The sequence below is a fragment of the Flavobacterium endophyticum genome, from assembly GCF_003634455.1.
Classification (GTDB): Bacteria; Bacteroidota; Bacteroidia; order Flavobacteriales; family Flavobacteriaceae; genus Flavobacterium; species Flavobacterium endophyticum.
Genome location: NZ_RBLC01000003.1, coordinates 324,911 through 348,285 on the forward strand (window position 1 = coordinate 324,911; position 23,375 = coordinate 348,285).

Consider the following 23,375-nt stretch of genomic DNA (forward strand, 5'->3'; position numbering starts at 1 on the left):
ATTATTTATAAGTTCCTTACGGGTTTCCACAATTATCTGAAATAATCCTAAATTTGTATTATGAGACTAAATGACGATGACATAAAAAAGGTTGAAGCCCTATTCAGGCAAATACTGATTATTGGGATTGATTCCTCGCAGTTTTACAATCCTGAAGAAGAATATCGAACGAGATATCTAATAAAAAAAGCCAACTCGCTTTATGTAAATGTTCCTGCAGGAAAGATGAACAAATGGCACATGACGATATTCGATAAAAAGAAAAAGCATATTTCGCTGACTCCTTTTATTGAGGAATTCCCTGAACAAGGTATTACAAGGATTGGTTTTAAGAAGTAGTTTATTATTGCACGTTCAGTCTTATCAATAACACATCTTTATTTTTTGCTTTAAACAATAAAGCCCGCTCTTAGGAGCGGGCTTGTCTTATTATATTAACGTAATGAAATTAGTTTTTTATAATTTTTGTAGTTCCTGATCCAGAATCGGTCTGTACATTCAAAAAGTACATGCCTGTAGTCAGGTCAGAGATGTTGATTTGAGTTTCAGAAACACCTTTTGCATTGACATTTTTAACGACACGTCCGTTCAAGTCTGTGATTTGGATGGTATTGATAGCCATGTTGTTTTTGCCTGTTAAATTTACTATCCCCGTTGATGGATTTGGATACACAGAGAAATTATTTGCAAAGAAATCATCCGTACTCAATGCCCTGTTTACATCAAAAGTATCAATTCCGATAATATCTGAATTGGCACCACTCGGCCCTCCATTTGTCACAAAATATCTAAATCCAAATTTCACAGCTGTTGGACCCGAAAGACCTGAAACTGTAAAACTATACTGTGTCCAAACTTTAGGATACACAAATCCAGCAGCCAATGTTGGGTTAACAGTAACACCAACAGTAGTGAATGATCCTACATCTGTCGCGCCTCCGGTTGGATTGACATGCGTTGCATCCGTACTCATCCTTAGTTCCAAACGATCCGGATAATCGTCTGTAGCCGAAGTTCCTTTTCTAGACCAAAAAGAAACAACATCGCCATTTTGTACTGTAACCACAGGACTGATCAACCAGTTGCTGATTGTTCCAGTTCCAGTCGTACTTCTAAAATTAACCAAAGCAAAGGAATTAGGCCCTCCCGATTGGCCATTCGGAACTGGACTTACCTCACCGTTAGTATAGACCCTGTCATTGAATGGATTGCCTTGAATTTGGGGTGTTACAGTAGTATTTACAGTAACAGGAGTGTAAGAGGCAATCGTCCATAATGCTGTTGTTATAGGATTACTTTGGTTAGTCCTCATCCATCCGGCGGTCTCCATTTCTGCTGTGGTGCCACTAAAACCGAAACTGTAAACGGTTTGAGCAGTAGCGAATCCTGAAACAGAAAGTAAAAAAACAGAAAGTAGCGTTTTTTTCATAAAATAAAGTATTAAAAAATTAATAATAAAATACATTTTGATACTCTAGAAAGACTAAAAAAATCTACTTGGAGGCATATTTTCGCAAGTAAAAATCATGCCTTTTAGTTTCCTAGAAGCAAGCAATGCATCTTCATAAAAATTAGTTAATACGAGGGCAATTTATAAAAAAATAATTAATTATACAACAAAAAAGAATTTTTCAAACAAAAGCAGCTTATTAAGCAAGACAGACTCCTTTTACTGAAAATTTATAACATTTTTAATAACTACGTTTGTTAAGGAAAGAGTATACTACTAAGTGCCAGTAGCAATTGGATGCTTACATGTTAAAAAATATGGTATGTTTGCCTAAAATAAACTGAAATGGCCAAAAGCAAAAAACTGAAATCCTTCAAAACCATAGGCGTATTTGCTCTGCTCCTACTGCTGCCGTTTAGCCTTTTTGCACAAGATGAATTTTCTAAGATTCCGCTAAAAGGAAAAATCAAATCCTATACAACCTACAGACTTTTTGGCGACAGCCTAAACCCTTCTTCGGTTGTTGTCAAGAAAGTAACGTATGATAAAAAGGACCGCCTGCTTACTTCGTTTGCCGAAACAGAGAGAGGGAGCCAATCTAACGAGGTCAATATCTTTAACGACACTACCGTCACCAATTACAGCTGCCAGTGCAAGGATATTGATGCTTTTATAAAAAAATTTGAAATACGAGATAATGCCGAACTTAAGAAAATGCGAGGATACGGCACAGGGCAAGAACCTACAAAGTTTGTAAAAATAACACAGCTCGACAAACGCGGCAATGCAGCCGTAGTAAGCAATTATTTTGAAATGGGCTATAAGACATCGGAAGTAAGGCTGTGGCATGATGCTGCCAATAACGAGATAAAGAAAGAACGGTATGATTTTGACGGAAATCTGGAAGAAACCATCCTAAATACTTATGACAAGGCAAGAAAACAGATAGGCCAAACAATCAATAGGCCAAAAGAAGGCGAATATAAATATACTTGGTCGTATGACAAGCAAGGCAATAACACCGAATTTTTGACGTATCATAATGGTGCGTTGCAATCTCACCAAAAATATAATCGTACAGCGAAAGACGGTTATACAGAATTTAATACAACCAACGTACTTAAAAATGTAACCTACATACAAAAGCAAGTGTATTATGATGCCAAAGGCAATGAAATAAAGACCATTAATTTTAATCCCGATGGCAGCATGCAATCGCGTCATGAGTTTGCCTATGATAAGAATGGCAACTTAAAAACCTATTCGGTCTATTATAAAGAAGATGTGCTAAGTACGCAATATGATTATACAGTTGACGCTAAAGGAAACGCAATCGAAATGAAAAAAAAGCAACTGGTGACACATCATCTTGCAGACGGCAGAAAGGAACAGCGTTATGAGCTTTCAAAATACAAAAGAGAAGTCGAATACATGAAATAAAGGCAAGATGTCCTAAATCTAGTATTCATACATTTACAATCCGATAATTTATTGAATTATCGGATTTACTTTTTTTACTTCCACCAAACTTCATCCTACCCTATTTTCTCCCAATTTGAGCCAGGTCAAAAAAACAGTTACACCCAAAAACTGACCACTTACGCCCGTATTTGACCACTTATTACTTTCCGGTTGCGTTTTTCCGATTGAACTTTTAGTATTGTATCAAGAAAAACAGAAGTAGTCCGACTTTGGACTGCTTCGTGATAAAAAAAGCGTAGATGGAGCTATTGATCAGAACATACAGAAAAATGAGCATTACAGTATGTCGATTCAGCGTGCATAGAACGGATGTTGTCCTGCAATTACAAAATGTCATGTTACAAAAAGTTGCCGCAATCAACATCAGGCAGATGCTAGCAACAATTGCAAAATGCAATCTAGCAAGGAGCTTTTGTAATACAACATTAGACAAATGTAAAACAACAACTATAAAACAGCATGCACGAAAGGTTTTTTTGTATGACTACATCTGGTCAATGTAATATAACAATTGCAAAATGTAATCTAGCAAAAAGCTTTTGCAAACAGCGCCAAGCAGATGTAATACTGCAATTGCAAATAGTAGAGAGCAAAAAGTTCTTCTATGCCGTATCGAGCTGATTTTATGCTGCATCATAAGATATTATACGGAGTTTCAGAAATTTTATACTAACATTAAAAATTAATCATTATGAAGAAGATTAAAAATCATCCCATCGTTCAGCAGATATAGTGACGCCGGCCAAGAACAAAAGGTAGGTTACTTGCTCCAGTTTGTAGCCTCCAGTTCCAATCTTAATAACTTTCCACTATCCACTATTCACTGTCGACTATAAACTATATTTTTCTATATTTAACAAAAATTTTATACTTACGATTATGATACACAACGACATGCCACACAAAAAAATACACCAAGGCCGAAACATCAAGCGCTTTCGCGAAATGCTGGGCATCAAGCAAGAAGCTCTAGCTTTTGAATTGGGTGACGACTGGAACCAAAAGAAAATATCTTTACTAGAGCAGAAAGAAACCGTAGAAGCCAACATACTCGCTCAGGTTTCTAAAATATTAAAAGTACCTGTAGAAGCTTTTGAGAATTTTGATGAAGAACAGGCTGTGAATATTATTGCGAATACTTATTCTTTTCAAGATTTTAAAGATAATGCCAGTGCCTCAGGATTTAATTACCAACCATCCTTCAATCCTATTGATAAGATGGTGGAACTTTATGAGCGTATGTTAAAAGAAAAGGATGAGATGATTGAGAAGTTGGAGAGGTTGATTGGGAAGTAAACAATTTGTAATAAGGCCTAAGTCAATTCAACTTTTTTGATTAAATATCGATTATGTTAAAAAATTATTATATTTGACGTAAGCAAAAACCACATTTGCTAAAAAACTAAAAATCCAGATAAACTACTTTCTTCAAAGAGGTAGGTTATGTGGATTTTTTTGATTAATCCCCTAGCTAATGAAAGATACAAACGTATTGAAAGGTCTTTATTGTTTATTTCTGTTTTTCGCAATACATTTCTCCTATTCCCAAAACGCAAAGTTGGTTGCATCATGTTGTGATACAAAAAAAGTAGGCCGCTGTACAGGAAGTGCGTATTGCACGGCATGTACAAACTGTAGTGGCTGCAAATATTGTAATAGCGGCGGTTCATGCGGTGTATGTGCATCATCAGCTCCTTCAAGATCATATAGTACTACAACTTATTACACTCCATCAAAATCTACTGCAAAGAAACCGAAAACAAAAAAGGTAAGGCCCGCTAATAATTTTTATAGCGGCTCGAATTCTAATACAAATACAAGTAATCACGAATCATACACAGAGGATTACAAGCCAATAAAAAAAGGTTCCTTCTTTATGATAAAGGGAACTAAACTGAATCTTAGAAGTGGGCCAGGTATAACTTATGATACCATCCAGGAACTTCATAAGACAGACTACGGACAAATACTTGGAAGCGTAATTGACGGATGGGTTTTTGTATCGATTACAAAAAGTGAGAATTTTGGGTATGTGAAGGCTGAGAATATTGAGATTATAAAATAAAAAACTGCTTTCTAACAACAGTGTAACGGTAAATTATCATGAAAAATTCAGAATTTAAAAAAGCTCTTCATCTAAAGCCAGAGGATAGCATCTTACTAAACCAAAACTATTCGCTTAAAATTCCTTCTGAAAATTACGACCACAATTATGATTTGATTGGACTTCATAAAATTATTGGAGAAAAAAAGAAAAAGTGGGAAGAAGACATTAATATTACTGAGTTTTCAAATTCACTGAAATTTTTCAATAACTTATTCAATTCAATAGAAGCTGCAATCGGAAATCAGCAAACAGATGGTAGCTTTCATCAGGATATTATTAATAGCTTGGATAGAGTAACAAAAAATGTTCTTTTTCCAGATTCTTCAAAATCTTTGTTTCTTCAAAATTTACATTCCAACTATAACCAATATTTTACTGGAGCGATGGCTGTAATGACTAATTCTATTGAATATGGTCAGCTTGGGAAGGCTGATTATTTTAGAGGTGTTTTTTTAGCATTAAAATTTGACACACAAAATACCGACACGTTATCATCTGAAGAAGCAGATAGAAAATCTTTTATGCAATTCAAAACTGAATTTGAAACAGAAAAAATCGACATTCTCAGTAATTTTGAAAATTTAGTTAACACAACTCAAACTCAGGCAGATTCAGAAGTTGAAAATCTAAAAAGATTATTTGATTCCTGGGATTCAGAATACAGCACACATCTGACCGAATTACAATCTTTGGCGAACAATCAAATAGATAAAAGTAATGATGCAGGAAAAGCACTCCTTAAAAAATCTCTCACTAAAAAGATTCAACTAGAACAAGCATACAGAGAACAAATGAGATTTCAAGCTCCTGCAGAATATTGGAAAGAAAGAGCGACATTCCTTAATTCAGAAGGGAAGAAATTTTTTAGTTGGCTTATAGGACTTGTTATATTAGGTATATTAATCTTATTCTCTTTACTTTGGTTTACACCTGAAGATATGCTAGAAAGTATTTTTTCTGGTAGTCCTTCAAAAGCTATTAGGTGGTCAATAATCTTTATAACGTTAATGTCTTTATTATTTGTTGGTATACAAGCTATAAAAAAAGCTATGTTCTCAAGCTATCATCTAGCTCGTGATGCAGAAGAACGTGAAAAATTAACCGTTTTTTATTTGTCTTTAATTAAAGATAGTACAATTACACAAGAAGATAGAAGTTTGGTGTTGCAGGCATTATTCAGTAGATCGGATACCGGTTTATTGAAAGAAGAATCAAGTCCCACAATGCCAGGAATATTAGATAAAATAAAAAATTAACTTACTACAGCAATTTTAAGCAAGAGCTAGTGCTTATTCAGCTTCGACATATTTTCTTCGTCCCTATCGTCAACAAAAAACTGCAATCAACTAACTGTGACTGAAAATTTTATGTAATTTTATTATTCAATCATTATAATGCTTGTCTGCATACAACAAATCTAAATCAGCTATGAGAAAAATAATTGCAACAATCAATTTGACCATTGACGGATTTTGCGATCATACTGTTTCACTTCCAGAGGAAGAAATGCACGAAATACATGAACATTATAGAGAGCTGCTAAGTCACGGAGATGCCATTTTGTATGGCAGAAAAACCTACCAACTTATGGAATTTTGGAAAACGCTATTAGAAAAACCTTCGGAAGAAAAATCAATGAATGATTTTGCCGTTGTTATAGACAAAATACCCAAAATTGTCTTTTCGAATACGCTAAAAGCTATAGATTGGGATACCGCTAGATTGTCTGATCAAACCCTTGAAGAAGAAGTTTTACAGCTCAAGCAGCAATCAGGCAAAGCTATTTTTGTGGGCAGTAGGAGTTTGATTCTGCAATTAATGAAACTCAATCTGATTGATGAATACCAGCTTTGTGTCTATCCGATTGTTGGGGGAGGCAGTTTGCCTTTATTTGAAAATATACACGACAGCACTATCTTTAAGCTCATAAAAACAAAAATCTTTCGCGGCGGGGCAATTATCCTTTATTATGAGCCAAGAAAAGAAAAGCAACCCTCGTCTTGATATTTTTTTGATGAAAAATTTTATCTTTAGCATAAATAATCAGTCGCTATTTACTTATTCTATTTCTTAACTTTTTAAAATCAACTTCTGTCGCATAATACCTTAAAAACATGGAAAACAAACAAGCATCATCATTTATTTTTGGCATTATAGCCATCATTGTAGGATCGGCATTGTATAAGGAATTCGATTTTGAAAATCTAAAGTTTAAAAATATTGGATTAGGTATTATTTACTTAGTAGTTTTTGTGTTTTCTGTTTATATTCTTGTAAAAAACTATAAAAATAAGGTTAGAAAATAAAAGATGAAAAAACTATTATTATTGACAATGATTCTTGTTTGGCAAACTCATTTTTGTCAGACCGTTTTAATTTATACTGCAAAAAAAGATTTTATTCCAGCAGAAATAAAATTGACCAACGGAGAAATTATCACAGGTTATATTAAAGAATTTAATGTGCCAAATGCTGTTGAATTTCCGGAGTTTTCTTTTAGTACTAATCTTGAGTCTGAACTGCGTCTGGACCGGACAAAATTCAACTTTAAGAAAACTCTTGAAAGCACTTCTGAAAAAATAGATTTAAGCACCATCCAATCGATTACTTTAAAAAGCGAGGATACTATTACGTATGAAAAATTAAAACTAAAAACAATCAATTCTAAATTAGAATTGGTTGACCTGAAACGCGAAATAATGGCTCCGCTTATTAAAGAAGGAAAAATCAATGTGTACGGGCTGAGAGTATATGAATGCTCTCCGGGTTGTACTTTAATGTGGATACTAACTTATGTAAAGAAGCCTAATGATGAGTTTGCGTTTGTTCCTGTTGACTATAACAGAGTAAATCTCTTAAACTTAGGAAAGATTGATGATAAGTTCTTTAGGGCCTTTGAAGAAGTTGGGAAAGATTGTTCTGAATTCTTAAGCTATGTTGCGGAGAAGAAAGCTGAATATAATGGCAAAGGTTATGGAAAAAAACGCTTAGCCGACTTTAAGGAACATGAAAAGGATAAAAAAGAAAAGCTGAAACAGATAGAAAATAATCGTGAAAGAAGAAAAATGGCAGATGACATGGATACGGAATACAATTTGAAATTCTATTTGGATGTCATTAAAGAGTATTCCTCAAGATGTAAATAAATCATAATAAACGCTTCGGGAAACCGAGTTTTTTTTCAGGCTATCCCTAAAATTATTGTCAAAATAATGCATACTGTGAACATCTTCAAAAATATAATTCCGATTATTATAGCAGCAACTGCATTTTATGGCTGCAGCCGCAAGCATACTTCTAAAACAAACGTTGCGATTTCTGAAATCACATTCAAACAAGACAGCCTGGCATTTGAATTATGCAAAATGTATGGTTTTGACCAAGGCATCAGAGACAGCAAACTGACATTCAACAAAAAAGAATTAATGCCTAAGGTCGATTCTATTTCTTTTGCTAATCTTGTCAATTTTGTTACCAAGAACGGCTATCCTACAGAGACATTACTGGGAAAAAGAAATATAAAGCAAGAATGTGTGGAATCTGCAGCAGTTGCCATCTTGCTACATAATCCGCATCGACTCGTAAACGAAAAAGTATATTTTGACCTGTTTCTAAAGGAAGTCAAAAAAGGAAACATTGACAGCAACTTTTTCGCATCGGTATTGGATAAATATTATTGGATCAACAGTCCTAATAAAAAGAAAAGAAAAGTTTTTTATGGTTCAGAATTTGGAAAACCTTGTATTCAGACCAAAGAAGCAACCAATAAGGCCCGAATTGAAATTGGATTGCTGCCTTTAAAGGAGGAGGAATTTATAGATTGTGGACAGGAGGAGCTAAACATGCCGAAAAAACAAATTGCTTACTAAAAACAGAACGAATCCTGTTTGGGCAACAAAAGAAGATTTCAGGACAAAGCTATTTATATGTCTCTTAATTAAAAAAATGACCAGCTTGCTTCAAAAGCAAATTTAGTTATACAAAAAACGCCTCGGTTTCCCGAAGCGTTTTTTTTATTTTTTATCTGTCGCAATGACAAACTTTAAGTTGTTCTTGACACCAATCTGAAGCAGATCGACCAAGTCTTGTACTTGCAGGTTATACGGTATTCTTACAATTACGGTCTGGTCTTTGGCATCGCCCATTTTGTTTAATAGCGTCGCTTCCAATTCTTCGAAAGAAACATTTTGCTTGTCTACATAATACTGTTTCTCTTCCGAAACCGACAGCGTAATGTGCTGCTTGTTCGTTTTATCATTTTGCTGCGTTTTAGGCAACGTCATCTTGATTACGTTCGGATTTGCCAGTGTTGATATGATCAAAAAGAACAACAGCAAAAAGAACATAATATCACTTAGGGAAGAAGTAGCTACTTCCGCGTGAAATCTTCTATTTCGTTTTAGAGCCATCGTTAGGTCTTTGGATTATACTTACAAATTCCAATATCTGCTTTTGGACGTTCAGGGAGAAATTATCAATCACCCCATTGAACAAGTGGTAGCCTGCATAGGCAATGATTCCTACAACAAGTCCTGCACCACTACTGATCATCTTTTCATACAGACCGCCAGAAATATTACCGATACTAATATCTTCTGTCTGCGAAATGCTGTAGAAAATTTTGATAACTCCAGAAATCGTACCTACGAAACCTAAAGTCGGTGCAATACCGGCAATAAGCCCCAAGTGTCCCATTCTTTTCTCCATTTCGCCAATTTCGATATTGGCAGCTCTTTCCATGTTGGATTCGATTTCAGAAATCGGTCTTCCGATGGTCAGGATTCCTTCTCTCAATACATTGCCAGAGGCTGTGTTTGATCTTTCGGCCAAAGACAACGCAGCGTTGATGTTTCCAGAATTCAACTGTATGCTGATATCCTTGATCAGGTGCGAATCTTGCTTGGTTGCTTTCTTGATCGAAAGGTATCTTTCGAAAATCAGATAGATGGTATAAAAAAGAAGGATGACAATCGGAACCAGGAAAGCTCCTCCTTTCATCAAGAAACTAAACAGATTCATTTCTTCATTTTTTGCGATTCCCTCAATTACTGTATTGGTAGAAGCTTTTGCAATGGTATCAGTCTGCAGTAAAATGGTTGAAAATATCATAAATATCGTTCGGAATTTTGGTTATTTGAATCGTAAAGCATTTATTGCTTCAAGACAAAAATAAGTTTTTTATTTAGTTTTAAAAGTATAACGGCAGTTTTTAAAATATAGTATCTCTTTGTCCTCTCTAATTGCCCTTTCGTCTATAACAATTCTAGCGTTCTTTCTAATGCCATGCCTCGCGATCCTTTAATCAGCATCGTTTTATTTTCCATCTTTTCTTGTCTAAAGGCTTCAGAAAATTCATCGAATGTCTCAAAAAAGAACAGGTTTTTTTTGTCTAGCATGTTAGAATAAAAATCTTTGCCAATAAAATAGGTAATAACTTCTTTTTCATTCTTAAGCAAAGCTACAATATGCTTGTGTTCGCGCAAGCTCTCTTTACCCAGCTCAAACATATCGCCTAAAATGGCAACCTTATTTGGCTTGTCGAGCTGCAAGAAGTTCTTGATGGCTACTTCCATACTGCTCGGATTGGCGTTATAGGCATCTAGAATGATTTCGTTAGAATTCTTGACCAGCATCTGCGAGCGGTTATTTTCTGGAATATAGCTTTCGATGGCTTCTTTTATTTCGTCGTCTGAAATCTTGAAATAACGGCCAATCGTAATGGCAGCGTTGATGTTGTTTGCATTATACAGGCCAATTAGGTGCGACTTGACTTTTATTCCATCAAATTCAACAGCAACAAATGGATTCGCCGTAATCTTGTTAATCAAGACAGAAGCATTTTTGTCGGAATGGCTGAATGTAATGCGGAGATTTTTTTCTGTCTTTTCTCTTTGAATAGTATCATCAAGGTTTACAAAGACGTATTTATTGTTTTCGGAAAGAAATTGGTACATCTCGCTTTTGCCTTTGATAACGCCTTCTACTCCTCCAAAGCCTTCTAAGTGCGCCTTTCCGAAGTTGGTAATATAGCCAAAATCAGGACGGGCAATGCTACACAAGAATTCTATTTCTTTTTGATGGTTGGCTCCCATTTCTACAATTCCGATTTCAGTATCCGAATTAAAAGAAAGCAATGTGAGCGGCACACCGATATGATTGTTTAGGTTTCCGATCGTAGCTTTTGTAGTGTATCTTTTTGAAAGCACTACATTGATTAGTTCTTTAGTAGTTGTTTTTCCATTACTTCCTGTCAACCCAATAATCGGCAGTCCTAGATAATCTCTATGGAACTTAGCTACTTCCTGCAATGTTTCCAGAGTATTGCTAACCAGAATTGTCCTGTCGTCTATAAAATACTCCTTGTTGTCAATAATAACAAATGAAGCTCCTTTTTCTAAGGCTTCTGCGGCAAAAGTATTGGCGTCAAAACGCTCGCCTTTGATAGCAAAGAACATGCAGTTATCTTCAATCTTTCGGGTATCGATCGAGACGGAAGTGCATCTTAAAAATAAATCGTGTATGTCTTTAATTTCCATTACAAGTGGTTTAAAAAAACAAAAGCCCTAATAAAAGGGCTTTTGTAGAATTTAGTATAGAAAATTAGTTTCTTGCTTTTTTCTTTTTGTCAGATTTAGGACCTACTCTCGACATTGCACATCTGAATCCGATGTAATCAGTAGCCATATCTTGAGGGAAATATCTTCTTTGAGCTGGATCTAACCAATACGCTCTATCTCTCCAAGAACCACCTTTGTAAACTCTAACGTTATCATCTACCAAAGTTGTTCTTTTTGATGAATGGTCATATTTACGAACCATATTTCCTAAACTGTCAGTAGTCACATTATGTTTTGGAGAATCGTACATTCTTTTAGAATCATCTACTTTCTCACCGTCTTCAGAACTTCCGAAGTCATAATATCTAGTTGACTGCTTGTCACCATCTCTATAGTTTCTGTTATCAGACTTGTCGAAATTTTGTCTCAAGTAAGTTTCTTTCTCATCAACTGGAACTTGAGCAATTTGTCCAGGGAAGTTTCTTGCGATGATCTTACCGTTTGCCAGCGTATCATAAGCGATGTTTTCTCCTGTAACGATTTCAGCTTTTCCGTCTTCGCCGATTTTGTTTTTCATGTAGACGTTACCTCTGTAGTAGTTGAAGTCGTTTGCTTCATCATCAACAATCGGTCTGTAAACGTCGGCAACCCATTCTGCAACGTTACCTGCCATGTCATACAATCCAAAATCGTTTGGTGGGTAATATTTAACTACGTTTGTGATATCAGCACCGTCATCAGACCATCCTGCAATTCCGCCGTAATCTCCTTTACCTTGTTTGAAGTTAGCCAATTGGTCACCTCTAACTTGTCTTTTTCCAGAACGAGTGTAGTTTCCTTTCCAAGGATATTTCTTTTGACCTCTGTAAAGGTTGTATTCTCTGTTTCCTACATCAGCAGCAGCAGCATATTCCCACTCAGCTTCAGTTGGAAGTCTGTATTCTGGAAGTATGATACCAGAAGTTCTTTGCGCATATAGGTTAACACTGTCTTTAGATTTTCCTCTTCTTCCTTTCAAGACGATTTCTTCGTTACCACCGTACGTTTTAGTCGGCGTATTCAAGTAAGTCTCAGTACTGAAAGTGTTGTCACCTTTAGCATCTGTAACTTTAGCATCTCTTTTAAGGTAGCCTTCTCTTTCAAGAACATTTTCGTTAACACGGTCTGTTCTCCATTTGCTGAATTCAACAGCTTGGATCCAGTTTACACCAACTACAGGATAGTTTGCATAAGCAGGATGTCTCAAATAGTTATTGGTCATTGTTTCGTTATAACCTAATCTATTTCTCCAAACCAATGTATCAGGAAGTGCACCTTCGTAGATATTTTTATAATTTTCATCTTCTGGATCAAAAACTCTTTTTAACCAGTCAAGATATTCCATATACATAAGATTGGTAACTTCAGTCTCATCCATATAGAAAGACTGAACGTGCTGCTGGTTAGGAGTATTATTCCAATCGTGCATCACATCGTCTTGAACCTTACCCATAGTGAACGTTCCTCCTTCAACCAAAACCAATCCAGGTGCAGTCTCTTGCTTCTTGAATTTAGAGTTGTATTGGAACCCGCCTTTCTTGTCATTGATTTTCCAACCCGTGGCAGAAGATGCGTTTTTTGAACTGGATTTTTTACTACAACTAGTAAAACCCATAACCAATGCTAAGGACAGCATCAGCTTCAAAGCCATAATTTTGTTTACTTTCATACTTTCAGTAGGTAATAAATTTCGAGCCGCAATATAATAATTAACCATTAAACTGCAACAACAATTTTCAAATATTAATAAAAAACTAATTTTTTGTTAAAAGCCTTTTTTAAGAACGCAAATTTAATGGGTTTATTGTACTTAATATTAAGTTAAAAAAATTATTTTTACTTTTCGTAATAATTAAGCGCAGTCAGCGTTATTCAAGTTAATGAAAAAGATTACCTTCCTCTTATTGCTTATGTGTTCTTATGTTTCTTTTGCCCAGCAGAGAGACAATATTTCCATTGAATGGATTGACAACTCAGGTATTTATTCGGAGCAGATCCAGATAAAAGCACCTATCTTTAAATCGTCCAGCTTTCAGTATGATTATGACAAGAAAGCTATTTTTTTCAATATTAAAATCCCTGTATCGGGTTTTGCCGACGAAAGCAGCCTGCAGATTACCAATATTGTTTACGAAACGATTAGTCGCGAACAGCTGGGCGATTTAAGAACAGCATCAATTCCTTCTACTATAGGAGCGACTATCACGAATATGAACAACGCTGCTTCTCAAAGAGCGGTGCTTGCCTTGTCGCCTATCATTAAATCGGGCACAGGTTTTCAAAGAGTAAAATCGTTCACCTATTCATTTACGACAACCGCCAACAGGCCGAGCCGTTATTCTACCCAGAGTTCTGCGTCTATTTCAAATTCTGTCTTGAGTTCGGGTGACTGGTATCGATTTTACGTCCTAAAATCTGGAGTATATAAAATATCAAGGAGTTTCTTGCAGAGTTTAGGCATGAACCTGAATGGCGTAGATGCCCGAAACATAAAAATTTATGGCAACGGAGGTCGAATGCTGCCGCTGCTCAACGGAACTTTTTATCCCGAAGATTTGGCCGAAAACGCCATTACTATTATAGGAGAAAACGACGGCTCTCTTGACAACCAAGATTACATTCTTTTTTATGCCGAAGGACTTGACAACTGGAACAGCGAAAGCCATACACACAACAATTTGTATGCAGACCGGTCGTATTATTATGTAACAGCACAAGGTGGACCGGGGAAAAGAATCGGAAATATGGACGTTATTAACGACAATCCGACACTTAACGCTACTACTTTTGACGATTACCAATATCACGAGCAAGACAAGACAAACATAGGCCGTTTAGGAAGAAAATGGTTTGGAGAACGGTTTAATATCGAAAACGAGCAGACTTTTGATTTCAAGTTCCCGAATATTGCTACAGGAACCCAGATAAAACTTACCGTTAACACAGCCGCAGCTGCTTTTTCGGCAACGACTATGAGCGTTACTGCTAACAGCCAAAACATAGGCGCGATGAATTTCCCACCTACAAGTACTGATGGCGATGTTGCATTTGAACGAAGCCTTACAGGCAATTTCCCTGCGGCAGAAAATGTTGCAGTAAAATTAAGCTATAATAACGGAGGCGTTCCTAGCGCCGACGCTTATCTGGACTACATTATAGTAGAAGCCAAAAGAAACCTGCAAGGTTATGGAAAACAATTCCGATTCCAATATAATGATGCCGATGTCAACACGGGAGTAATTCAATACCAGCTTTCGAACGCGGCAGGTATAACGCAGATATGGGATATTACAGACATCTATAATGTAAGAAAAGTAGAAAATAACGGAGCGGCCACATTTGCTTTTAAAGCATATTTGGGCGAAGACAGAAAATACATTGCCATTGATGCCTCTGATTATTACTCGCCATTAAAGGAATCCAAAACCCGCGTAGCAAATCAGAACCTGAAAGGAACTATCCTTAAAAATTCTCAAGGCGCATTTCAAGACGTCGATTACTTAATCGTGACTCCTGCATTTCTGAATTCACAAGCAGAACGATTGGCAAATTTCCACAGGACACATTCGCAATTGAACGTAAAAGTTGTCAATCTTGAAAATATCTACGAAGAGTTTTCTTCTGGAAAGCAAGATATCGGAGCAATCAGAAATTTTGTAAAATACATCTATAACAACGGATCGATTCCTACCAAGCGAATCAAATACCTGAATTTGTTTGGAGATGCTTCTTTCGATTACAAAAACAGGATTTCAAACAATACGAACATCGTACCCGTATTCCAAGCGCTGAACAGTTTTTCACTAGGCGGCTCTTATATGTCCGACGATTATTTTACCATGCTAGACGATAACGAAGGAACAATGACCTTGAGCGGATCTGTCCAAGATATGGAACTTGCTGTTGGAAGAATGCTCGTTTCGGATGCAAGACAAGCAGAAGAAATGGTCACTAAAGTTATCGAATACCACGCCATTGAATCGTATGGAAAATGGAGAAACAACTTTGTATTGGTTTCTGACGACGTGGATGTGGCTTGGGAAAATTCAATCCAAACTGGAATTGATGCTTTAGGAAACCAGATTGCAGCACAGAAACCATTCGTGAACGTAGAAAAAATACACACCGATTCTTATGTACAAGAAGCTTCGGCAGGAGGTTTCCGTTATCCAAAAGCCAGAAAGGATTTTGTGGATGCGATAAACCAAGGCGCTTTGGTCTTTAATTATTTCGGACATGGCGGTGAAGACGGACTGGCAAAGGAAAGAATTTTTGAAAAAGCCGACGCTCAGAACCTAAACAACCGTTATAAGTATCCGCTGTTTGTGACCGTGACTTGTGAATTCACAAGATTTGATAATCCTTTTAGACCAACGGCCGGAGAATATACGTATTGGAATCCGAAAGGCGGTGCTATATCAATGGTAACGACCACGAGACAGATAAGCGTGACAACCGGACAAGATATTAATGAAGCTTTTTCTAGTGAATTATACGGCTACGGTACCACGAGCAATGTTCCAATATCAGAAGCTCTAAGGGTTGCAAAAAACAATTACAACGGCACGGCCTTGATGGTCTCATATGTCGGCGACCCTGCGTTAAGATTAGCCATCCCTAAGCCTACGATCGTCTTGACCAAAATAAACGACCAGCCAGTAGCTTCTTCTACTTTTGTTTTTAATGCCTTGAGTCCGGTAAAATTGTCAGGTGAGGTAAGAAACGTAGACGGAAATGCTATACTTCCAAACTACAACGGCAATTTATCCGTAAATATATTCGATAAAAACGTACAGCGAACCACTTTAGGAAACGATGGCATAACCGATGGGACGGGCAACCTAATCTTGATGGATTTTGTGTTATTAGGAGAAACTGTTTTCCGCGGCAACGCATCGGTTACCAACGGACAGTTTGAATTTAATTTTGTAGTGCCAAGAGACATTTCTATACCTGTCGGAAACGGAAGAATCAGCTTTTACGCGAAAAAGAACCAAGTCCTCGAAGACCAGACAGGATACAATACTGATATTAAAATTGGAGGAATCAATCCGAATGCCGTCGCCGACAACATAGGCCCGAGAGTGCGATTGTACATGAACGACGAAACGTTTATTTCGGGAGGCATTACCAACGAGTCGCCTATATTTTTGGCTTTCTTGGAAGATGAAAACGGAATCAACACCGCCAGCGGAATCGGTCACGATATTGTCGCAATTTTAGACGGAGACGAGAACAATCCGTACATACTTAATGACTATTACGAAACCGAATTAGACAATCATACGAAAGGAAAAGTACGCTTTCCTTTCCGAAATTTAGCAGTTGGATTGCACACAATTACCTTCAAGGCTTGGGACGTATATAACAATCCGGTCACAGCAGAAATACAATTTATTGTAGTTGGAGATGAAACCGTGACCTTAAAAAATGTACTGAACTATCCTAATCCGTTTGTGAGCTACACGCAGTTTTGGTTCACCCATAACCGCCCGTATGAGCCGCTAGAAGTACAGGTACAAGTCATTACCATTACTGGAAAGATCGTAAAGACAATCAATCAGATAGTAACGACAGAAGGCTTCTTGTCTAGAGAGATTTCTTGGGACGGAAAAGATGATTTTGGCGACAAGATAGGCAAAGGAGTATATGTCTATAAGCTGACAGTCAAATCGACCCTGACTAACAAAAAAACAGAAAAATACGAAAAACTTGTTATACTTTAATAAAATACTATATTTGTTCAATTCAATTAATACCAATCTCAGAATGAAAAAAACCGCATTATTTATTATCTGCATATTAGGATTCAACATAGCCAATGCCCAAGAAGAAAGCCGAGTGATTACGACAGGAGTGCCTTTTCTTCTTATTGCTGGTGATGCAAGATCTGCTGGTATGGGCGACATCGGTGTTGCTTCGTCTCCAGATGCTTATTCACAGCAATGGAACCCTGCAAAATATGCCTTTTCGTTAGACAAACAAGGCTTTTCTGTAAGTTATACACCTTATCTTCCAGAACTTGTAAATGATATTTCCTTAAGCCAGTTGACTTATTTTAACCGAATCAGCGAAAGAAGTGCTTTTGCAGGAAGCTTGCGTTACTTCAGCCTTGGAGTTATCGAATTCAGAAACGACAACCCAGACGATCCAGCGGTGGAAGTAAATCCTAGCGAATTTGCCGTAGACTTATCTTATTCTTTGAAATTAAGTGAAAGATTCTCTATGTCGGTTGCCGGAAGATACATTCGTTCCAACCTGAGATTGGCGCAATTGAGCAATGATGCTTCGGCAGCAAGCTCATTTGCAGTCGACATTTCTGGTTACTATCAATCTGAAGAAGTAGCCTACGAAGATTTTAACGGAAGATGGAGAGGTGGTTTCAATTTCCAAAATTTAGGTCCAAAAATCAATTATGACTTAGACGATTCAGATGAAGGCTCAAACTTCCTTCCATCAAACTTGAAACTTGGAGGAGGATTCGACTTTATCTTTGACGAATACAACAAGGTTTCTTTAAATGCAGAAATAAACAAGCTATTGGTTCCAACTCCACAGAATCCAGATTTAAATGGTGACGGCGACATCACCGATGAGGAAAGAGCACAAAACAATAGAGATTACCGTTCCATCGGATGGACAGAAGGAATCTTCAAATCATTTGGAGATGCGCCTGACGGAATAAAAGAAGAATTAAAAGAAGTTACTTGGGCATTAGGAGCTGAATATTGGTACCAAGATTCATTTGCTGTAAGAGCAGGTTACTTTAACGAAAGTAAAGAAAAAGGAGCCAGAAAGTTCATTTCGCTTGGGGCCGGATTTAAATACAATATCGTAAAATTAGACGTATCGTACTTATTCTCTGCTTCAAAAGTCAGAAACCCATTAGAAAACACATTGCGTTTTTCTCTTAGCTTTGCCTTCGGAGATCAATATGATGAATATTAGTATATAATTTAAAGTCTAAAAAATCCAAATTGCTTTCATTAGTAATTTGGATTTTTTTTCCTCAAAACATTTATGAAACAAATCAACATTACGACCACTTTCTCAGTATTTGACAACAAAGAAGAATTGCCAGAAGATGTGCAAAATCTGATGAATCAAGCTATTGAAATACGAAAAAGAGCCTATGCGCCTTATTCAAAATTCAGAGTCGGAGCCGCCATCTTTTTAGATAATGGTAAAGTTGTTTTGGGATCCAATCAGGAAAGCGCTGCCTATCCGTCTGGACTTTGTGCCGAAAGAGTTGCCATATTCCAGGCAGGAGCTATTTATCCGGATGCTAAAATCTTGAAAATCGCGATTTCCGCTACATCCGATGAAAAGCCGGTCACTTCCCCTATTCCGCCCTGCGGAGCCTGCCGCCAATCCATATCCGAATACGAATTCAAGCAGGATTATCCGATTGAAATTTATTTTATGGGAGAAACGGGAGCCGTTTACAAATCAGACTCTCTCAAAAATCTGCTTCCATTTATGTTTGATAAAAACTTCTTATAAAAAAACCTAAAATTTACCTTTTAAGTTTTACTTCTAAGTTGGAATGTCTTATTTTTGCCTTTCGCAAATTTGTGTGAGGAAACTATTTTGCGTCTTATTATTTTTAGCAATTTACTGGCACAATAACGTTTAGCAAAAAACAAACAATGAAAGAAGTTACAAAAGAAGTTTATTTGAAGTGGTATGAAGACATGCTGCTTTGGAGAAAGTTTGAAGACAAATTAGCCGCTTTATACATTCAGCAAAAAGTAAGAGGATTTCTTCACTTATATAATGGTCAGGAAGCTGTCTTGGCAGGCGCTTTGCACGCAATGGATTTATCCAAAGACAAGATGATTACTGCCTACAGAAACCACGTTCAGCCAATTGGAATGGGCGTTGACCCTAAAGCCGTTATGGCAGAATTGCTGGGCAAAGTTACCGGAACATCAAAAGGGATGGGCGGTTCTATGCACATATTCTCAAAAGAAAAAGGATTCTACGGAGGCCATGGTATCGTTGGAGCTCAAATTCCTGTAGGTGCTGGTATCGCTTTCGCTGATAAATATTTTAATACTGGCGGCGTTACATTGACTTATTTTGGTGATGGAGCAGCACGTCAAGGTTCTTTGCATGAAGCTTTCAATATGGCCATGCTTTGGAAACTTCCTGTAGTATTCATTGTAGAAAACAATGGCTATGCGATGGGAACTTCTGTAGAAAGAACAGCAAATCATACAGATATCTGGAAACTTGGTTTAGGTTATGAAATGCCTTGCGGACCGGTTGACGGAATGAACCCTGTTAAAGTTGCAGAAGCAATGCACGAAGCAATTGACAGAGCACGCCGAGGCGACGGACCGACTTTCTTAGAAATGAAAACGTACCGTTACAGAGGACACTCAATGTCTGATGCACAATTATACAGAACTAAAGAAGAAGTGGAAGAGTATAGAAAAATCGACCCAATCACCCAAGTTCTAGATGTGATCAAAGAAAACAAGTATGCTACCGAAGCAGAAATTGAAGCAATTGACGAAAGAGTTAAAGACTTGGTAGAAGAATGCGCTCAATTTGCAGAACAATCACCATTCCCAGAAGTACAACAACTTTACGATGTTGTTTACGAACAAGAAAACTATCCTTTTTTACCTCATAAACTTTAATCATTATGGCAACAAAAATCACAATGCCTCGCTTAAGCGACACGATGACAGAAGGAACTGTAGCCACATGGTTGAAAAAAGTTGGAGACAAAATTAACGAAGGCGATATCCTTGCTGAAATCGAAACTGACAAAGCAACAATGGAATTTGAATCTTTCAATTCAGGTACTTTATTGCACATCGGAATCCAAGAAGGAGAATCTGCTCCAGTTGACTCACTTCTGGCAATCATCGGAAAAGAAGGCGAAGATATTTCAGATTTATTAGCTGGCGGAAGTTCTTCAGACAAAAAAGAAGAAGCTCCTAAGGCAGAAACTAAATCCGAAGAAGTACCAAAAGAAAAAACAGAAGAAACGAAAGAAACTCCAAAAGCAGAAAGCACAACGACAGCTTTACCAAAAGGTGTTGTAGTTGTAACTATGCCGCGTCTAAGCGACACCATGACCGACGGAACGGTAGCGACCTGGTTGAAAAAAGTTGGAGACAAAATTAACGAAGGCGACATTCTTGCTGAAATCGAAACCGACAAAGCAACAATGGAATTCGAATCTTTCAATTCTGGAACTTTATTGTCCATCGGAATCAAAGAAGGCGAAACAGCTCCTGTTGACAGCGTTTTAGCTATCATCGGTCCAGAAGGAACTGACATTACTGGTATCGCAGAAAACTTCAAAAAAGGCGGTGCAGCTCCTGCTCCATCAAAAGAAGAAAAAACGGAAGAACCTAAAGCAGAAACAGCCGAATCAAAAGAAGAAACTGTAGAAACTGTTTCAGACGGAAAAAGAATCTTCATTTCTCCTTTGGCTAAAAAAATTGCCGAAGAGAAAGGCATTTCAATTTCACAAGTTAAAGGAACAGGAGAAAACGGTCGTATCGTAAAAAGCGATATCGAAAACTTCAAGCCTGCTGCAACTTCTCAAACAACAGCTCCACAAGAAACAGCTGCTAAATCAGAAACAGCCGCTGCTCCTGCTGTAAAACCTTTTGTTCCAGCTGGCGAAACCTATTCAGAAGAAATCAAAAACTCACAGATGCGCAAAGTTATCGCTAAGCGTTTATCAGAGTCTAAATTTACAGCGCCTCATTATTATTTGACAATCGAAGTTGCAATGGACAGTGCCATAGCTTCTAGAAATACAATCAATTCATTGCCTGACACGAAAGTTTCATTTAATGATATGGTAATCAAAGCTTGTGCAATGGCCTTGAAGAAACATCCAAAAGTAAACTCCCAATGGAAAGAGGATGTGACGGTAATCCACCATCACGTACACATTGGAGTTGCTGTTGCTGTTGAAGACGGTTTGGTTGTTCCTGTGTTAAAATTTGCTGACCAATTGAGTTTGTCTCAAATCGGAGCAAATGTAAAAGACGTTGCTGGAAGAGCCAAAAACAAAAAACTACAGCCAGCCGAAATGGAAGGAAGTACTTTTACCGTTTCAAATTTAGGTATGTTTGGTATTACTGAATTCACTTCAATCATCAACCAGCCAAACTCTGCGATTCTTTCTGTTGGAGCAATTGTTGAAAAACCAGTTGTCAGAAACGGCGAGATTGTAGTCGGCAATACTATGAAAGTAACGCTAGCTTGCGATCACAGAACCGTTGACGGAGCTACTGGAGCACAATTCTTACAGACGCTAAGACAATACTTAGAAAATCCAGTTACGATGTTAGCATAAGCTAATTCTCTATAAATAAAAAACCCGTCTTACGTTTAAGACGGGTTTTTTATTGCAATTTATTTTTAGCTTCAATCCATCGCGACATGTATTCAGTGCTTTTTAGCGTATGATGTTGTAGAATTTGCCCAATGAAATTTTTATTTCGATGATGTTGTAGATTTTTTCGAAGTTTCTCTATCATTTCTATAAAACCTTTTAAATATAAATCCTTAGAAAATTTATTTTGCAAAATGACCATACCCTCTTTTTGAGCCTTTTCCCAAGTGATTTTTTCTTGATAAAGCTGTATAGCCCGATTTGCAAAATCTTCTGGATTATCGGCGATAAAGCCGTTCCAAACCAAATTAAGATGCATACCTTCCGCACCTATTGTTGTAGTGATACTAGGCGTCCCATATTGCATCGCTTCTAGAAGCTTTCCTTTTATTCCAGCACCAAATCGTAATGGTGCTAACATTACTTTTGCCTTTTCAATAACTTCTCTAGCCTCTTCAGCCCTACCCATAATATGAAAATTTAATTTCGCATTATGCAATTGCAAAGCTTTAGCCGAAGGATAGGCACCATAAATATACAAATTAGCATCTGGAAGTTGTGAATGGATTATAGGCCAAAGGATTTCTCTCAAATAACGGACAGCATTCCAATTGGGTTCATGTAAAAAGTTGCCGATAAACATAAAATCTTTTCTTTCTTCAGAAGGAAGAAAATCCAAAACTGGTGTAGCAAAAATAGGAAGATAAAACAGCAAGGAAGGGTCTACCTTGAATTCTTCAATCAAGAGATTCATTTCAAATTCAGAAATGATTAAGGAAATGTCTGATCGTAGAATGCTTGCAATCTCTCTTTTTGCAGTATCGTTAAACAAATCAGTAGTAACGAATCCTCTTTTTTCTTTAGAAGCATTTTGCCGAGCTAAACGTAAACAATGCAAATCTTCTGTATCCAGAATTTTTAGAGCATCCGGGCAACAATTCGTAACCCTCCAGCCAAATTGTTCTTCAATTACAAAACGATCAAACAATACAATATTTGGATTCAAATCCTTGATAAAATCATCAAAGCTTTCATCATTTAAGTTGACAATTTGCTCGTGAACACCTATTGAAGTTAAATCAAATTGATATTTACTATATTGAGCCGGGCTAACAAAGGTAATTTCATATCCAATCTCTTTAAACAATTGGATTAATTGCAATATCCTACCGCCAGCTGCCGAAGAATTTGGCTCAGGAAAGACAAGCCCTATTATTAAAAGTTTTAGTTTATGCATGTTGCAAAGAACGCCATTTTGATTAAGATGTCTTGCATATATGCAAAAAAAAGAGTCCCTACGATATGTAAGGACTCTTTCAAAGGAAGGCGGCGACATACTCTCCCACAGGATTGCAGTACCATCTGCGCAGG

Annotated in this window: 20 protein-coding genes; 14 read left to right on the forward strand and 6 right to left on the reverse strand. The window is 37.0% G+C overall.

Going from position 1 to position 23,375, the window contains the following annotated elements; genetic code table 11:
• Positions 1-60 precede the first annotated feature (60 nt).
• Positions 61-339, forward strand: a complete 279-nt coding sequence (locus CLV94_RS12980) for a hypothetical protein (RefSeq protein WP_121376916.1) — start codon at positions 61-63, stop codon at positions 337-339.
• Positions 340-448: 109 nt separating this feature from the next.
• Here CLV94_RS12980 and CLV94_RS12985 read toward each other — a convergent pair whose 3' ends face one another.
• The gene (locus CLV94_RS12985; protein ID WP_170148801.1) at positions 449-1,429 is read right to left on the reverse strand and encodes a T9SS-dependent choice-of-anchor J family protein; all 981 of its coding nucleotides are present in this window, start codon (positions 1,427-1,429) and stop codon (positions 449-451) included.
• A gap of 366 nt (positions 1,430-1,795) precedes the next feature.
• Here CLV94_RS12985 and CLV94_RS12990 point away from each other — a divergent pair, with 366 nt between their 5' ends.
• The 8 genes from CLV94_RS12990 to CLV94_RS13030 all read left to right on the forward strand — a co-directional run bounded on the left by CLV94_RS12990 (position 1,796) and on the right by CLV94_RS13030 (position 8,908).
• Entirely contained in the window at positions 1,796-2,890 is a 1,095-nt protein-coding gene (locus CLV94_RS12990) for a hypothetical protein (RefSeq protein WP_121376918.1), read from the forward strand.
• A gap of 921 nt (positions 2,891-3,811) precedes the next feature.
• On the forward strand, positions 3,812-4,228 hold the full coding sequence (locus tag CLV94_RS13000; protein WP_121376920.1) for a helix-turn-helix domain-containing protein: 417 nt from the start codon (positions 3,812-3,814) through the stop codon (positions 4,226-4,228).
• Positions 4,229-4,406: 178 nt separating this feature from the next.
• Positions 4,407-4,997 carry an SH3 domain-containing protein gene (locus tag CLV94_RS16915; RefSeq protein WP_147406628.1) on the forward strand — a complete coding sequence of 197 codons (591 nt, stop codon included), beginning with the start codon at positions 4,407-4,409 and terminating at the stop codon, positions 4,995-4,997.
• A gap of 38 nt (positions 4,998-5,035) precedes the next feature.
• On the forward strand, positions 5,036-6,295 hold the full coding sequence (locus CLV94_RS13010; RefSeq protein ID WP_121376922.1) for a DUF6161 domain-containing protein: 1,260 nt from the start codon (positions 5,036-5,038) through the stop codon (positions 6,293-6,295).
• 172 nt (positions 6,296-6,467) lie between these two features.
• Complete coding sequence (locus CLV94_RS13015) at positions 6,468-7,043, forward strand: dihydrofolate reductase family protein (RefSeq protein WP_121376923.1); 576 nt, start codon at positions 6,468-6,470, stop codon at positions 7,041-7,043.
• 110 nt (positions 7,044-7,153) lie between these two features.
• Entirely contained in the window at positions 7,154-7,345 is a 192-nt protein-coding gene (locus tag CLV94_RS13020) for a hypothetical protein (RefSeq protein ID WP_121376924.1), read from the forward strand.
• Positions 7,346-7,348: 3 nt separating this feature from the next.
• Positions 7,349-8,185 (forward strand): hypothetical protein, encoded by an 837-nt coding sequence (locus CLV94_RS13025; protein WP_121376925.1) that lies wholly within the window; start codon positions 7,349-7,351, stop codon positions 8,183-8,185.
• Between the two features lie 75 nt (positions 8,186-8,260).
• Positions 8,261-8,908 carry a hypothetical protein gene (locus tag CLV94_RS13030; protein ID WP_147406629.1) on the forward strand — a complete coding sequence of 216 codons (648 nt, stop codon included), beginning with the start codon at positions 8,261-8,263 and terminating at the stop codon, positions 8,906-8,908.
• A gap of 144 nt (positions 8,909-9,052) precedes the next feature.
• Here CLV94_RS13030 and CLV94_RS13035 read toward each other — a convergent pair whose 3' ends face one another.
• The 4 genes from CLV94_RS13035 to gldJ all read right to left on the reverse strand — a co-directional run bounded on the left by CLV94_RS13035 (position 9,053) and on the right by gldJ (position 13,304).
• Complete coding sequence (locus CLV94_RS13035; RefSeq protein ID WP_121376927.1) at positions 9,053-9,448, reverse strand: ExbD/TolR family protein; 396 nt, start codon at positions 9,446-9,448, stop codon at positions 9,053-9,055.
• The gene (locus CLV94_RS13040; protein WP_121376953.1) at positions 9,429-10,145 is read right to left on the reverse strand and encodes a MotA/TolQ/ExbB proton channel family protein; all 717 of its coding nucleotides are present in this window, start codon (positions 10,143-10,145) and stop codon (positions 9,429-9,431) included. Before CLV94_RS13040 ends, CLV94_RS13035 begins: the two co-directional genes overlap by 20 nt.
• A 146-nt stretch (positions 10,146-10,291) precedes the next feature.
• Positions 10,292-11,575, reverse strand: a complete 1,284-nt coding sequence (locus tag CLV94_RS13045; protein WP_121376928.1) for a UDP-N-acetylmuramoyl-tripeptide--D-alanyl-D-alanine ligase — start codon at positions 11,573-11,575, stop codon at positions 10,292-10,294.
• Positions 11,576-11,639: 64 nt separating this feature from the next.
• A complete protein-coding gene (gene gldJ / locus CLV94_RS13050) occupies positions 11,640-13,304 on the reverse strand; it encodes a gliding motility lipoprotein GldJ (protein WP_121376954.1) in 1,665 nt (554 codons plus the stop codon).
• Positions 13,305-13,515: 211 nt separating this feature from the next.
• Between gldJ and porU the strand changes: the two genes are divergently transcribed.
• From porU to CLV94_RS13075, 5 genes are all read left to right on the forward strand, one after another.
• Positions 13,516-17,361, forward strand: a complete 3,846-nt coding sequence (porU, locus tag CLV94_RS13055; RefSeq protein WP_121376929.1) for a type IX secretion system sortase PorU — start codon at positions 13,516-13,518, stop codon at positions 17,359-17,361.
• A 43-nt stretch (positions 17,362-17,404) separates the two neighbouring features.
• Complete coding sequence (gene porV, locus CLV94_RS13060) at positions 17,405-18,583, forward strand: type IX secretion system outer membrane channel protein PorV (RefSeq protein ID WP_121376930.1); 1,179 nt, start codon at positions 17,405-17,407, stop codon at positions 18,581-18,583.
• Between the two features lie 72 nt (positions 18,584-18,655).
• Positions 18,656-19,138, forward strand: coding sequence for a cytidine deaminase (cdd, locus tag CLV94_RS13065; RefSeq protein ID WP_121376931.1), 483 nt, complete (start codon positions 18,656-18,658; stop codon positions 19,136-19,138).
• A gap of 146 nt (positions 19,139-19,284) precedes the next feature.
• Positions 19,285-20,283: a pyruvate dehydrogenase (acetyl-transferring) E1 component subunit alpha gene (gene pdhA, locus CLV94_RS13070; protein ID WP_121376932.1), complete on the forward strand. Its 999-nt coding sequence runs from the start codon at positions 19,285-19,287 to the stop codon at positions 20,281-20,283.
• Between the two features lie 5 nt (positions 20,284-20,288).
• On the forward strand, positions 20,289-21,965 hold the full coding sequence (locus tag CLV94_RS13075) for a pyruvate dehydrogenase complex dihydrolipoamide acetyltransferase (protein WP_121376933.1): 1,677 nt from the start codon (positions 20,289-20,291) through the stop codon (positions 21,963-21,965).
• A gap of 49 nt (positions 21,966-22,014) precedes the next feature.
• Here CLV94_RS13075 and CLV94_RS13080 read toward each other — a convergent pair whose 3' ends face one another.
• A complete protein-coding gene (locus CLV94_RS13080; RefSeq protein ID WP_394345741.1) occupies positions 22,015-23,340 on the reverse strand; it encodes a glycosyltransferase family 4 protein in 1,326 nt (441 codons plus the stop codon).
• Positions 23,341-23,375: the final 35 nt, after the last annotated feature.

What these genes read in the sequence shown, in the direction of transcription:
- porU (WP_121376929.1), top strand. Translation starts at nt 13,516, where the DNA reads ATGAAAAAGATTACCTTCCTCTTATTGCTTATGTGTTCTTATGTTTCT.
- CLV94_RS12980 (WP_121376916.1), top strand. Translation starts at nt 61, where the DNA reads ATGAGACTAAATGACGATGACATAAAAAAGGTTGAAGCCCTATTCAGG.
- gldJ (WP_121376954.1), bottom strand. Translation starts at nt 13,304, where the DNA reads ATGAAAGTAAACAAAATTATGGCTTTGAAGCTGATGCTGTCCTTAGCA.
- CLV94_RS12985 (WP_170148801.1), bottom strand. Translation starts at nt 1,429, where the DNA reads ATGAAAAAAACGCTACTTTCTGTTTTTTTACTTTCTGTTTCAGGATTC.
- porV (WP_121376930.1), top strand. Translation starts at nt 17,405, where the DNA reads ATGAAAAAAACCGCATTATTTATTATCTGCATATTAGGATTCAACATA.
- CLV94_RS13015 (WP_121376923.1), top strand. Translation starts at nt 6,468, where the DNA reads ATGAGAAAAATAATTGCAACAATCAATTTGACCATTGACGGATTTTGC.
- CLV94_RS13045 (WP_121376928.1), bottom strand. Translation starts at nt 11,575, where the DNA reads ATGGAAATTAAAGACATACACGATTTATTTTTAAGATGCACTTCCGTC.
- CLV94_RS13080 (WP_394345741.1), bottom strand. Translation starts at nt 23,340, where the DNA reads ATGTCGCCGCCTTCCTTTGAAAGAGTCCTTACATATCGTAGGGACTCT.
- CLV94_RS13035 (WP_121376927.1), bottom strand. Translation starts at nt 9,448, where the DNA reads ATGGCTCTAAAACGAAATAGAAGATTTCACGCGGAAGTAGCTACTTCT.
- pdhA (WP_121376932.1), top strand. Translation starts at nt 19,285, where the DNA reads ATGAAAGAAGTTACAAAAGAAGTTTATTTGAAGTGGTATGAAGACATG.
- CLV94_RS13025 (WP_121376925.1), top strand. Translation starts at nt 7,349, where the DNA reads ATGAAAAAACTATTATTATTGACAATGATTCTTGTTTGGCAAACTCAT.
- cdd (WP_121376931.1), top strand. Translation starts at nt 18,656, where the DNA reads ATGAAACAAATCAACATTACGACCACTTTCTCAGTATTTGACAACAAA.
- CLV94_RS13010 (WP_121376922.1), top strand. Translation starts at nt 5,036, where the DNA reads ATGAAAAATTCAGAATTTAAAAAAGCTCTTCATCTAAAGCCAGAGGAT.
- CLV94_RS13020 (WP_121376924.1), top strand. Translation starts at nt 7,154, where the DNA reads ATGGAAAACAAACAAGCATCATCATTTATTTTTGGCATTATAGCCATC.
- CLV94_RS16915 (WP_147406628.1), top strand. Translation starts at nt 4,407, where the DNA reads ATGAAAGATACAAACGTATTGAAAGGTCTTTATTGTTTATTTCTGTTT.
- CLV94_RS12990 (WP_121376918.1), top strand. Translation starts at nt 1,796, where the DNA reads ATGGCCAAAAGCAAAAAACTGAAATCCTTCAAAACCATAGGCGTATTT.
- CLV94_RS13000 (WP_121376920.1), top strand. Translation starts at nt 3,812, where the DNA reads ATGATACACAACGACATGCCACACAAAAAAATACACCAAGGCCGAAAC.
- CLV94_RS13075 (WP_121376933.1), top strand. Translation starts at nt 20,289, where the DNA reads ATGGCAACAAAAATCACAATGCCTCGCTTAAGCGACACGATGACAGAA.